Consider the following 12,861-nt stretch of genomic DNA (forward strand, 5'->3'; position numbering starts at 1 on the left):
ATCCTTTCAGGCTTAGCAGTTCAATGGCCGGACGAAAACGCCTTGTTCCCGTTTTCTCTGAGCAGGTCGCGTGCCGGTTCGGCGTAGGTCACTCCGCTGAGCCGTCCGGCTGCGAACCGGAACGTCGTCACGCTGGCCAGCGTGCACTGCCGTTTGCGGGGGTCGTGCGCGAGCCTCAGACCCTCGGCACACCGCCGGGCGATCCAGATCGGCAGCTGATGACTGACCAGCACCGCCTGCCCGCCAGGGCTCATCTCGCTCGCGGTCTCGGTGATCGCATCCAGCATCCGGACGGCCAGCTGGTCGTATGGCTCACCCCACGACGGACGCAGCGGATTGACGAAGTAGTGCCAGTTGCGTGGGTCGAAGATCGCCTTGTTGCGTTTGCCGAAGACCTGCCCGGCGAGCTTGTTCTCGGCCTCGATCAGCCGGTCGTCGATGCGGATCTCGAGTTCGGGATGCCCCGCCGCAACCGGAGCAAGGGTCTCCTGGGCCCGCTCCAACGGGGAACAGCGCAGCTGGTCCAACTCAACCGAGGCGAACCATTCGCCCAGCCGATCGGCCATCGCCCGGCCGGTCTCGGAGAGGTGGTATCCGGGGAGCAGTCCGTAGAGGACGCCGGTGGGGTTGAAGACCTCGCCGTGGCGCACCACGTGCACCTGGGTTACTGGATCAGATGTCTGGCTGGGTTGCACGTCTGAAGCCTACCGGCTGAGCACCAGCGTTCTCCGGCTGACCTGGGGTCCCTACTTCGAGCGCCGTCGCTGCCGACGCTGGGAAGGTCTGCGCACCGGCTCGCCGCGTTCGGTGAACCCTTCGGCACGCTTGGCTGCGAAGGTGGCCAGGGCATCCACCAGGTCGACCTGACTCGGCTGCGAGGCGACCACATCGACTCTGAGGTTTGCTTCCTCACATGCGGCGACGGTGGCCGGCCCGATCGCCGCGATCAGGGTGTCCGCATGTGGCTTACCGGCGATGCCCACCATGTTGCGCACCGTCGAGGCCGAGCTGAAGACCACGGCATCGAAGCGTCCGGACTTGATGGCCTCACGGATATCGGCGGGCGGCGGCGAGGCGCGCACGGTGCGGTACGCGACAACGTCCTCCACTTCCCAGCCGAGTTCGTTCATGCTCTGCACCAGCGAGTCCACCGCTATGTCGGCTCGCGGAATGAGGATCCGGTTTATGGGGTCGAGCAGGTCGTCGAAGATCGGGAACTCGGCGGCAAGAGCCTCGCTGCGCTGCTCTCCGTCCGGGACCAGGTCGGGGGTGATGCCCCAGCCCCGCAATGCCGTGACGGTATCGGCGCCGACGGCTGCGATGCGCAGCCCTGAGAACGCCCTGGAGTCGAGACCGAGCCCCACCAGACGTTCGGTGACCGCACGCACCGCCTGTGCTGAGTTGAAGATGATCCACTGATAGCGGCCGTCCACCAGGCCCTGGATGGCTCGTTCCATCGGCTGCGGATTGCGCGGCGGCTCGACCGAGATCGTCGGTATCTGCATGGGTATCGCGCCGTGGTGTTCCAAGCGGCGTTCCATCGCTCCCGACACCCCCTTGGTTCGGGGTACCAGCACATGCCAGCCGAACAGCGGCTTCGACTCGAACCAGTTCAGACTCGGATCCCGGGTGGCGGCCGGCCCGACGATGACTGCGGCCGGGCATTCGTCCGCGCCATCGAGCACGCCGGCGAGTCCCCCGAGGGTGGTCGGGGTGCTGACCTGGGCGCTGGTCGCATAGTCGGAGACCACCAAGACCTGGGTGTCTGCCGATAGTCCGCTCTGTTCAGCGCGCGCCACGATTTCGGCCACGTGCCGCTCGGGGATGAGCGCGACGAATGACTCGCCGTCAGCAGCGTCCTTGCTCGGCCCCGACCAGAGCCGGAAGCCCGGCCCGGGAGTGATGCCGGTGGAAGTGATCGCCAGACTGAGCCTCGACAGGCCCGGCACCATGTCGATCTGGCAGCCGTTCGCCTTGAGCTGGGAGGCGTATGGCGCAGCCTCCGCGTCCACCAGCGGATCACCGGTGAGCAGCCAGACCACACTCAATCCCGATTGGACGAGTGCGGTGATCTTACCGAGGTCGGGCTGGTCGTCGGTCTGAAGCGTGATGACGCCGTCGGGGATAGCTATCTCCGGTTCACCGAGCAACGCTTCATCGACATCGGGATTGAGGACGATGACATCGGCCTCTTCGATGGCCTTCAATCCGGCCAACGTCAGCCGCAGCGGGCCACCAAGCCCGACTCCGACGAAGATCACATAGCCGGGGGTGGCGCGGGCCGGTGTGCGACTGGCCACCAATGCGGCCGGATCACAATCGGCAAGCGCCACCGCTGACGGCTGCTCACTCACGGCAACTCCTCACCCCGGGATGTGCGACGAAGTGTCGGGGTATGGCCACCCGAAACACACGAGCACTGATCACTGGCCGCCAGGCTAACGCCCGGCAGAACTCAGCGGCCTGCCCTGCGGCGCTGGATGCGCGTCTTCTTCAGCAGCTTGCGATGCTTCTTCTTCGCCATCCTCTTGCGGCGCTTCTTGATGACCGATCCCACTGTGATCCTCTCGAGAATCTCTGAATGCCTTAGGTGCGATGACCTGCGCCGAGCGCAAACTCGCCCCTCGTGCGGGTCAACCGCAACTTGAGCAGTTTACCGCGACGGCTTCGGAATGAACAATCGATCATTCTCCGCGACTGCGCCGGTAGGCGGCCCATACCGCGTCGCTGACCGCTGCCCTGGTGGCATGCGCATCGAGTGCACGGATGCCGGCGGCCGTGGTGCCGCCGGGCGAGGTGACGCGTTCGCGCAGCACGGTCGGATGCTCGCCACCCGCCAGCAGCCGGGCGGAGCCGACGATCGTCTGCCTGGCAAGTCTGTCGGCCTGAGCACGGGTCAGGCCGACCTGCACACCTGCCTCGATCAGGGCTTCCGCCAGGTAGAAGACGTAGGCTGGCCCGGATCCGCTCACCGCCGTCACGGCATCCTGCTGTGATTCGGGGACGACCATCGTTTCGCCCACAGTGCCCATCAGGGCGGTGGCCAGGTCGAGTTGCGGCTCGCTGACGAGTTCGTTGGGCGACAGCGCAGACATGCCCGCCCCGACCTGAGCGGGGGTGTTCGGCATCACCCGGACGATCGGGATACCCGCTGGCAGGTTCGAGGCGAGAGCGCCGAGCGCGACGCCCGCACACATCGACATGACCAGGGTCTGTTCGCCGATCAGCGGCGCGATCTGCCCGCAGACGGCCGCGGCCACATTCGGCTTCACGACGATCGCGATCACGTCGGGGTTACCGTCGATTTCGGCGACCGACCCGACGACCTGCAGGCCCGGCTCCTCGACCAGCTCGGTGCGCCGGGCGGGCCCGGGTTCGACGACTGTGACGTTCGCCCAGCCCTGCGATGTCAGGCCGGACGCGATCGCCCCGCCCATCACGCCTCCGCCGACGACCACTACCGCTGCCTGGCTGTGATCGGCCATCTCAGCCACGGTTCGCGGCAACGATCTCGGCGACCTGGATGGCGTTCAGCGCAGCTCCCTTGCGCAGGTTGTCGCAGCAGATGAACATGGCCAGACCGCGTCCGTCCGGCACGGACTGGTCGACCCGGATTCGTCCCACAAGGCTCGGATCGATGCCGGCCGCGTCGCGAGGCGTCGGGATATCGACCAGCTTGACTCCGGGCGCATCCGCGAGCAGCGCCTTGGCCTCGTCCGGACTGATCGGACGCGAGAAGGTCGCGTTGACGGTTAATGAATGTGCGGTGAAGACGGGGACGCGCACGCAGGTGCCGCTGACCAGCAGGCCGGGCAGATGCATGATCTTGCGCGACTCGTTGCGCAGCTTCTGCTCTTCATCGGTCTCCAGCCAGCCGTCATCGACCAGCGAACCGGCATAGGGCACCGCGTTGAAGGCGATCGGCGCCACATAGGGGCCGAGGTCGTCCGGGGGGGCAACGGCCTTGCCGTCATAGGTGAGCCGGGCGAAATCCTGGGCGACGGCGGCCTCGGACTGGTCGTGCAGGGCGCGGACGCCGGCCAAGCCGGAGCCGGAGGTGGCCTGATAGGTGGCGACAACCAGGCGCTCGAGACCGGCGGCATCGCTGAGCGGCTTCAGTACCGGCATCGCGGCCATCGTGGTGCAGTTCGGGTTCGCGATGATGCCCTTCGGCGGGTTGATCGCGTCCTCGGGGTTGACCTCGCAGACCACCAGCGGCACCTCGGGATCACCCCGCCAGCACGACGAATTGTCGACGACGATCGCGCCGGCGGCGGCCACCTTGGGGGCATAGATCTGGGAGGCGGTCTTGCCTGCTGAGAAGATCGCGATATCGAGGCCCTCGAATGAAGCGCTGGCCATGTCTTCCACGACGATCTGCTCACCGCGCCAGTCGAGCTTCTTGCCCGCAGAACGCTCGGATGCGAAGTACCGCATCGAATCGACGGGAAAATCACGCTCGTCGAGCAACGCCCGCATGACGTTGCCGACCTGACCGGTCGCACCAAAAACTCCAACTCGCATGCCCGCCAGCTTATCGTCCCCCCTTGGGACACCCGAGGATGCCCACTGTGGCGGGCGCGCGAGGATCAGAGCCAGTCGACGACTCCGGCGAGTAGCGCGTAGCCCACGAACGCAGCGATGTCGATGACAGTGTGCGCGATAATCAGTGGCCACAGCCGCTTGGTCCGGTGGTAGAGCCAGCCGAGCAGCAGACCGAAGACCAGGTTGCTCAGGAAGCCGCCGAATCCCTGATAGAGGTGATAGCTACCGCGGATGAGCGCGCTCACCACGATCGCAGCGGCCGGATTCCAGCCGGACTGCCGCCAGCGAGTGGTGAGGTAGCCAATCATGACGACCTCCTCGAGGAAGCCGTTCTGAAAAGCGGCCAGACAGTACATCGGGATCGTCCACCAGGCCGCATTCAGGTCGGCCATCACGATGGTCGTGTTGATACCGAGGTGGCGCGCCAGCAGGTAGAAACCGAGCGCAGGCCCGAGGATCAGCAGCGCGATCCCGGTTCCCCATGCGATGTCGCGCCGGATACGCCTACCATCCAGACCGATCGCCCGCCACGGGTTTGCCCGCGGCGGCCACACTCGCCACAGCAGGTAGATCGCCAGGAAAGGCATGCAGAACGGCAGCAGGTTGTTGGCCAGCTGATAGGCCAGATCCAGCCACGGCCGATCGGGGGTGACCGACGAATTCATCGTCGACGTCTGCTGCGACAAGGGCACCTGATAGGTCAGCCGGTCGATGATGTTCAAGACCGAGTAGACCGCCGATTTGCCGAGCGAGACCCCCAGCACGATCACCGTCTCCAGCACCAAATGCGGACGCGTCCGCACGGCGGTAGCCGACACCTCAGCGCTTTCCCAGCAACGAGCGCGCCAACAGGCCCGCGTTGGCTGGACGCTCGGCCAGCCGCTGAGTGTAGTAGTCGTACCAACCGGGCCCGAACGGCACCAGAACCCGCGAGCGATGGCCGATGTCGGCCAGCCGGCGCTGCTCCATCGGGCGGATGCCGTACATCATCTGAAATTCGTAGCTTTCGGGTGGCCGTCCGGTGCGCCGGATCAGCTCTTCTGCGATCGAGATCATTCGCGGATCATGGGTGGCCACCAGGACGACCGCCTGGCTGTTCATCAGCACCCGAAGGTTACGGACGAACGCGAGATCGATCTCGTGCCTGGCCCGAAATGCGACCTGTTTGGGCTCCCTGAAGACGCCCTTGCACAGCCGGATGCGTCTGCTGGGCATCGCCAACTCCGCCAGATCGCGCTGGCTTCGGTAGAGAGCGGCCTGAACAGTGATACCGACCGAGGGGATGTCTTGCTGAAGCTGCTCCCAGGCGTGCAGCGTGGGTCCAACCAATTCGTGGTTCGCCATATCGACGGTCACCAGCACACCCGCATTGCTCGCCGCCCGGCACACCTTGCGGGCGCCCTGCAGCGCGAATGCACTACCGGGCGGGCCGAGCCGCTGACCGAGACGGCTCAACCGCAATGACAGTTCGGTCGAGGCGCTGATTCCTTCGTCACTCAGCCGCTGCACGATATCGAGATACACGTCCTGGTTGGCCGCCGCCTGGTCGAGAGTGTCCACGTGGTCGCCGAGATAGCCGACGCTGACCATCAGCCCCTTGTCGATGAGCGACCTCAACACCGGGATCAGATCATCGAGGTCTCGTCCCGCAACGTAGCGGGAAACCAGATCGCGGGCCGCCGAGGTTGCCAGCGCGGCCTCCCGGATGCTGTTTCGCTGCGCCCAGCGGGTGACCAGATCACTCATCATCGTCCTTCTTCACTCCTGCGCACCGGCAGAGCCGCCGAGATATGCCGCCTCGTTTCGTCCAGGCAGCCCTCGAGCAATGTCGCTCGCTGCTGCGCATCCGCCGTCTTGCGGGCGTTGACTTCGTGAATGATATGCCCTCGATAGCCGCGGGAGACCAGGGTTTCGACGACCTCCCACGAGCGCTGGTTGCCCTCGCCCGGCATCAGGTGCTCATCCATCGCCGAGCCATTGCCGTCGGTGAGATGCAGGTGGCGCAGCCGAGAGCCCCAGTCCTCCACGTAGCTCAGCGAGCGCACTCCCGCGGTGGCCGCGTGCGACAGGTCGAGCGTGAGCCACTCGTAGGGCTGATCGGTCGGGTCCCAATCGGGCGCATAGGCCTGCGCTGACAGCCCTGGCGCCCGCCACGGATACATGTTCTCGACCGCGATGACGATGCCGGTGGCTTCACTCAGCTCGCGGATGGTCTGGGCGAAGGTGCTCGCGTAGCTCCGCTGCCAGGCGAACGGCGGATGGACGACCACGAGATTGCTCCCGAACAGCTGCGCGGCCTGGCACGAACGACGGAGTTTCTCTGCGGGGTCCACGCCCCAGACGCGCGGGGTGAACATCAGGCATGGCGCGTGGACGCTCAGCACCGGCACCTGGTGCTCGTCTTGGAACTGCCGTACCTGGTCGACATCTGCGCTGGCCGCGTCGGTACCGACCATGAGCTCGATGCCGTCGTAGCCGAGTTGGGAGGCCAGCGCGAACGCGCTGGCGGTGGAGTCCGGAAAGACTGCCGAAGTGCTCAGACCGACCGTCGGCGCACCGCAGTCTTCGTCCGGCAGCGCTCGTCGCGCCCGTTCCGGAAAGTCAGCAGGTTGCACAGCCCCCACGGTACTTGGCTATTCCATGAGCGGGCGGACCTTGCCGACCCCGGATTCGCGAACGCTGAGCCGAATTGCCACAATGGCAGCATGCATATCGACCATCTGACATTCGTAGCCGGCCCCGATGGACTGCAGGCCGCCGTAGATGAGTTGAGCGAGGTCTTGGGGCGCGAGTTCAAGGACGGGGGCTTTCATCCCCGATTCGGCACCCGCAACAACATCCTGCCGCTGACCGATGGGCGCTACCTGGAGGTTGTCGAAGTGCTCGACCATCCGGCTGCCGAGAAGGCCGTCTACGGGCAGGTCGTGCGCACCCGTCAAGAGCAGGGCGGCGGCTGGCTGAGCTGGGTCATCGAAGTCGATGACCTGGCCCCGTTCGAGACGCGCCTGGATCGTGCAGCGGTGCCCGGTTCCCGCCAGTTCCCAGACGGACGCCGCCTGGAGTGGCATCAGATCGGCGTCAAGGGTCTGATCACCGATCCGCAGCTGCCCTACTTCTTGAAGTGGGAATCGGATCCTTCCGTGCTGCCGTCGGCCCTGAGCGGCGACGTGCGTTTGGACACCATCGAGATGGCCGGCTCCCGCTCGCGAGTGGAAGACTGGATCGGCGCACCCATCTCTGAGTTGCTCGACGATATCAAGATCAATTTCACCAGCCCCAAGGGGTCCCCCGGTATCGCGTCGGTCACCTTCGATGTGCCCGGACGCGGCCTGGTGAGCATCTGAGTTGTGACGAACACCGGGGAGTGTCCCGGCCCGAAGGTGGGTTCGTTGGCTGTCCCACCTGTGCTCGCAGGAACCTGATGACTTCGACGCGGACCTGCGGCCAGCGCGCGCAAAGCAGTGCACGACGCCCTGACTCAGCCCCGGATACACTGGCATCGAGTCGAGGGAGGTCAGGCTGTGTCTGATCAACATCAGACGCCCAGTCTGGTAGATGTGGCCAAGCTGGCCGGAGTGTCGCCGACGACCGTATCGAGAGTGCTGAACAACCGCGGCTATCTCAGCCAGCACACCAAGGACCGGGTCGCGCAGGCGATCGATGAGCTGAACTACCGTCCGAACGAGGTTGCCCGGGCGCTGCTCGGCCAGCGGACGAAGATGATCGGAGTCGTCGTACCCACGGTGGCACTCCCGTTCTTCGGCGAGGTCGTCGTGTCGTTGGAACACGCCCTTGAACAGCGCGGGTACCGCCTGATCCTGTGCAACAGCCTCGGCCGGGCCGAACTCGAGCGCGATTACCTTGAGCTACTGATAAGCAACAGGGTCGACGGGATCATCTCGGGCGCTCACAACGACGCGATTGCCGAATACTCCGACATCACCCTTCCGGTGGTGACCATCGATCGCGAACTGTCTCCCCACATCCCGAATGTGCGCTGTGACAACGAATCCGGTGGCCGGTTGGCCACTGAATTGCTGCTGCGCCGCGGTTGCCGCCACCCGGCCCTGCTGACATCGACCTCCGGACCGCGCAACCTGCGAGAAGCGGGCTACCGGTCGGTGCTGGCGTCCGCCGGAATCGAACCGATCGTCGGGACAGTCAACTTTCACATTCCCGAACCCCGGCGTAGCGAGCTCATCGCGCGCTGGCTCGAACAATGGACACCGTCGGTCGACGGAGTCTTCGCCACCGATGACCTGACGGCCGGCACGGTGCTCGGCTGGGCGGCGAACGCGGGGATCACGGTCCCCGATCAGCTGCGGGTGGTCGGCTTTGACGGCACCGACGCGATCCGACGTGCATTGCCGGGGCTGACCACGGTGCGCCAGCCCATTGCACTGATCTGCAGAAGTGCCGTCGATCTGCTTCTGGACCGGATCAACGGCAAGGCCGACACTTCGGACGACCGGCATCGGGTCAAGCCGCTGGAGTTTCCCGTCACCTTGATCGAAGGACGAACGACCTAGCCGGCGGACCTATCCCAGGACAGAAAAGGCGGCGGGCGCTCGGCTCCTACCGGAGTTCGAGCGCCCGCCGTCTGCCCTGGAATCACGCCAGCGCAGGATCCTTCTGTACCACTTCGAGCAATTCAGTACCCAGCTCGACGGGGCCGGAAGCAGCAGCTTCGATCTTCGCGTACTTGGCCGCGTTGGTGACCACGATCGGGGTCGTCAGGTCGTAGCCGGCAGCCGAGATGGCATCCCAGTCCGGTACGACGAGCACCTCCCCGCGGCGTACCCGCTGGCCTTTGACGACCTTCGACGAGAAGTGCTTACCCTTGAGTTCCACGGTATCCATGCCGATGTGAATCAGCAGTTCCACACCACTATCGGCGCGCAACCCCACCGCGTGACCGGTCGGGAAGGCAACGATCACTTCGCCGTTCACTGGCGAGACGACCGCGCCACCATCGGGAATAATCGCCGCTCCGGGGCCGAGCAGACCACGAGCGAATGTCGGATCCTTGACATCGGCAAGGTCGATCAGCTTCCCGCGCAGCGGTGCGGTAACGAGGAAGTCAGTGGAATCGACAGCGCCGGAAAGCGGGACCTGCTGCAAGATCGAGGCCTGCTCCTCGCGCTCCAACTCCTCCTCGCGCTCGGCTTCCTCTTCCTCCACGGTCTCGTCGACACGGGTACCGAGGATGGACTGCTTGCCCCGCGAACGTGCGTACATGAAGGTCACGCTGAACGAGATTGCGAAGGTGACAAGCACCGAGACCAGGAACATGGGAATGTCGGGGGCACTGATCGACACGAAGCCAAGCAGGCCGGCCGCACCGAGCGCGATCGCCTTCACATTGAAAATGCTGACCAGGGCACCGCCCACGGCGGCCGAGCCGATCGCGATGAAGAACGGCCAGCGCAGTCGCAAGTTGACACCGAAGATCGCGGGCTCGGTAATGCCCATCAGCGCCGACGCCGCCGAAGCACCGGCCAGGCCCTTCAACTTGCCGCTGCCGGCGCAAAGGAAGACAGCCAGCGTGGCAGCGCCCTGAGCAACATTGGCCATCGATGCGATCGGGAAGATGAACGAACCGCCTTGGGCGATCAGTGACAGTTCGACGGCCGGGAAGCTTTGATGCAAACCGGTGACGACAACCGGTGAGTAGACCAGACCGAAGAGCAGGCCACCGACAAATCCCGTGGAGTCATAGAGCCACTGCAAGCCAAAGGTGATGCCATCGCCGAGGATGCGCGTCGCCGGGCCCACAATGACGAACGCCAAGAAGCCGGTTACGATCATCGTGACCAGCGGTGTCACCAGGAAATCGACAGTTCCGCTGAGCTTACGGTGCAACCACTTCTCGATGGTGGCAAGCAGGAAGCTGACGGCCAGCGTCGGGATCACCTGCCCCTGATAGCCGGCCTGTGCGACCTGAAGGCCGAAGAGGTCCCAATATGTCATGGAGCCGTCGGACACCGCAGCAGCCACGTTCCAGCCATTCACCAGGGCCGGCATCACCATTGCCGCACCCATGGCCGCACCGAGATATGGATTGCCGCCAAATCGCTTGGTCGCCGAAAAGCCGATGAGCACCGGCAAGAAGGCAAAGGGAGCGCTGGCGAAGAGATTGATCATCGCTGCCACGTCGGTGATGGCAGGCGCCATCTCGACAAGGGGTTTCGGCCCGAACAGCCCCGGCGCAGTGAGGACGTTGTTGAGGGCCATCATCAGGCCGCCTGCGATCAGGGCCGGAAGAATCGGTACGAAGACGTCGGCAAGGACCTTGATCAGACGCACCAGCGGGTTGGACTTCTTGCCGCCTTCCTGCTTGGCTTCGTCCTTGCTCACTTCGCGAACGCCGGATTTCACCAGCTTCTCATAGACGGTATCGACATCGCCGGGGCCGACGATCACCTGGAACATTCCCCCTGCGGAGAATGTCCCCTTGATATCGGCGTCTTCATCCAGCGCCGCATGGTCGACCAACTGCTCGTCCTGAAGCACGAGCCGCAATCGGGTGGCGCAGTGCGCCGCTGCTGTGATGTTGTCGGCACCTCCGACCGCTTGGAGCACGGTCTGTGCGACTCTCGCGTGGTCCATGGATGATGTTCCTCCTCGAACGTTCATCGATCCTGATTCGGGGCGAACCAGTCGAGTCTCATTCTGTCAATCGATTGACATAGTGTCAATACCGAGTCTTCGGGATTCTGCTAGCGAGCTGCCCGCGGTCCGTCAGTAGTAGCAATCGCCTCATTCACCACGACTGCTTCAGCCCTGTGCACAGCGATGGACCCACGAGCCGCGAGCGCAACCGTGAACTCGCCGGGCTCCAGATAACTGCGCAGGCTGAACACCGTATGTCCGTCGCCGATGAACAGCTCGGTCGCAGAGCGGTCGTGCACGAGCTGCACCCGCAGCACCTCATCGTCGGGCAGATCGATGGTCCGCAGCTGGCCATGTGGATAGCGCGTGGCGCGACGATCGACGGTCAGTCGTCCCCGCTCAAAGCTGAAGACGACCTTGCTGGCACCGCTTTGCAGCCGCAGTTCCCAGCTGGACGCGGCAGCCTGGTCGATCTCGGCATCCAGCACAAACGACCGTTGATCCCTGAGTTCCGCGAGCCCGACCGATTCGTCGCACACCACCGCGCCCTCGATCGCCAGCTTCTGGGCGGACCGTGCGCCACGAGGGTCCAACCCTGCAGGGGCAATTCGTTGAATCAGCCGCCCGTTTCGCACGCTCAGTCTGCGGGGAACGCTCAGCAGATGCACCCAGCCGTGGTCCGTCAGCGACGGCTGGTCGTCCTCGGACGCATTGCCGAGCCATCCGAGCAGCACCGGCTCTTTGGCCTGGCCATCTTCGGAAGCGAAGGCTTGAGGCGCATAGAACTCGAAGCCGCGGTCGAGCTCGATGAACTCGCCGGTTTGCCGAAGGGCATGCCCGTCCCACCTGCCGATGAGATATCCACAAGGAAAGATGTTCTGAAACTGATCGCCGATCGGACCGACGCCCTGGGGACAGAAGATCAGCACGTCCCAGTACTCGCCGGTCACCTCGTCGGGGATCCGCAGCAAATTCGGGCACTCCCACATGTATCCGAACCGCTCGAACCGGCCGCCGGAGTCGGGTAGGCCGAGTTCGCCGTCGAGCGTCCACGTCCGCAGGTCATCGGAGCGGTAGACCAAGACGCATCCGCTGAGGTCGTCTCGCTGAGCACCGATGCACATGCGCCAGCCATCGGCCTCCGCCACAACCTGGGGATCGCGGAAATGTGCCGTGTAGCCCGGCGGTGGCCCAGCGATCAGCGGATTGTCCGGGTCCTTGCTGAATGTCTCCAGATCTGCGGTACTCACCAGACACTGGTAGCTTTCGCGCACGCCCGCTTCGGTCTTCACGTTTCCGGTGTAGTAAAGCCACACTTCTCCGTCGTGGACGACCGCCCCACCGGAGTAGGCGCCCGAGCGGTCGTACCAGCTATCCGGCGCGATCGCGGGAGCGTGCTGCCGCCAGTTGATCAGGTCGGCCGACGAGGCATGCCCCCAATAGACCAGGCGTTCCCGGGGAAAGGACGGGCCGTATTGGAAGAATGCGTGATAGACGCCATCGCGCACCACCAGGCCATTGGGATCGTTCAGCCGACCCTGCGGCGGAGCCAGGTGAAAACTCGGATAATCGGGATCGGCGCTGGCTGCCTGCCGTGGCAGCGCGGGTGAGCCGTCGGCGGTAATGGTCACGCACGTCACGATAGCCGATCGGCTAATCGATTGACATAGTTCCGGCAAATGCTGTGCTCGCTGAGCCACCCGG

The 12,861-nt window shown here is 64.7% G+C and carries 12 protein-coding genes; 2 read left to right on the plus strand and 10 right to left on the minus strand.

The window, feature by feature from the left end; genetic code table 11:
• Window positions 1-20 precede the first annotated feature (20 nt).
• From AAFP05_RS10660 to AAFP05_RS10695, 8 genes are all read right to left on the minus strand, one after another.
• The gene (locus AAFP05_RS10660; protein ID WP_341729850.1) at window positions 21-695 is read right to left on the minus strand and encodes a histidine phosphatase family protein; all 675 of its coding nucleotides are present in this window, start codon (window positions 693-695) and stop codon (window positions 21-23) included.
• A gap of 51 nt (window positions 696-746) precedes the next feature.
• Window positions 747-2,354 (minus strand): uroporphyrinogen-III synthase, encoded by a 1,608-nt coding sequence (locus tag AAFP05_RS10665; RefSeq protein ID WP_341729851.1) that lies wholly within the window; start codon window positions 2,352-2,354, stop codon window positions 747-749.
• Window positions 2,355-2,455: 101 nt separating this feature from the next.
• Window positions 2,456-2,557: an AURKAIP1/COX24 domain-containing protein gene (locus AAFP05_RS10670; RefSeq protein ID WP_084669282.1), complete on the minus strand. Its 102-nt coding sequence runs from the start codon at window positions 2,555-2,557 to the stop codon at window positions 2,456-2,458.
• A 127-nt stretch (window positions 2,558-2,684) separates the two neighbouring features.
• Window positions 2,685-3,485, minus strand: coding sequence for a pyrroline-5-carboxylate reductase (gene proC / locus AAFP05_RS10675; RefSeq protein ID WP_341729852.1), 801 nt, complete (start codon window positions 3,483-3,485; stop codon window positions 2,685-2,687).
• Between the two features lies 1 nt (window position 3,486).
• Window positions 3,487-4,533, minus strand: a complete 1,047-nt coding sequence (locus tag AAFP05_RS10680; RefSeq protein ID WP_341729860.1) for an aspartate-semialdehyde dehydrogenase — start codon at window positions 4,531-4,533, stop codon at window positions 3,487-3,489.
• Window positions 4,534-4,589: 56 nt separating this feature from the next.
• Entirely contained in the window at window positions 4,590-5,363 is a 774-nt protein-coding gene (locus tag AAFP05_RS10685) for a type II CAAX endopeptidase family protein (protein ID WP_341729853.1), read from the minus strand.
• Window position 5,364: 1 nt separating this feature from the next.
• The gene (locus AAFP05_RS10690) at window positions 5,365-6,291 is read right to left on the minus strand and encodes a proline dehydrogenase family protein (RefSeq protein ID WP_341729854.1); all 927 of its coding nucleotides are present in this window, start codon (window positions 6,289-6,291) and stop codon (window positions 5,365-5,367) included.
• The gene (locus tag AAFP05_RS10695; protein WP_341729855.1) at window positions 6,291-7,160 is read right to left on the minus strand and encodes a sugar phosphate isomerase/epimerase family protein; all 870 of its coding nucleotides are present in this window, start codon (window positions 7,158-7,160) and stop codon (window positions 6,291-6,293) included. The genes AAFP05_RS10690 and AAFP05_RS10695 overlap by 1 nt, the downstream gene beginning before the upstream one ends.
• Window positions 7,161-7,250: 90 nt before the next feature.
• On the opposite strand from AAFP05_RS10695, the gene AAFP05_RS10700 reads away from it, so the two are divergent.
• On the plus strand, window positions 7,251-7,889 hold the full coding sequence (locus AAFP05_RS10700; protein ID WP_341729856.1) for a VOC family protein: 639 nt from the start codon (window positions 7,251-7,253) through the stop codon (window positions 7,887-7,889).
• A 177-nt stretch (window positions 7,890-8,066) separates the two neighbouring features.
• Window positions 8,067-9,074, plus strand: a complete 1,008-nt coding sequence (locus tag AAFP05_RS10705) for a LacI family DNA-binding transcriptional regulator (protein WP_341729857.1) — start codon at window positions 8,067-8,069, stop codon at window positions 9,072-9,074.
• An 82-nt stretch (window positions 9,075-9,156) separates the two neighbouring features.
• Here AAFP05_RS10705 and AAFP05_RS10710 read toward each other — a convergent pair whose 3' ends face one another.
• Together AAFP05_RS10710 and AAFP05_RS10715 are read right to left on the minus strand one after the other, a co-directional pair.
• Window positions 9,157-11,154, minus strand: a complete 1,998-nt coding sequence (locus AAFP05_RS10710) for a sucrose-specific PTS transporter subunit IIBC (RefSeq protein ID WP_341729858.1) — start codon at window positions 11,152-11,154, stop codon at window positions 9,157-9,159.
• A gap of 110 nt (window positions 11,155-11,264) precedes the next feature.
• On the minus strand, window positions 11,265-12,788 hold the full coding sequence (locus AAFP05_RS10715) for a glycoside hydrolase family 32 protein (protein ID WP_341729859.1): 1,524 nt from the start codon (window positions 12,786-12,788) through the stop codon (window positions 11,265-11,267).
• Between the last annotated feature and the right edge of the window lie 73 nt (window positions 12,789-12,861).

The sequence above is a fragment of the Brooklawnia sp. genome, assembly GCF_032229645.1.
Taxonomy (GTDB): domain Bacteria; phylum Actinomycetota; class Actinomycetes; order Propionibacteriales; family Propionibacteriaceae; genus Brooklawnia.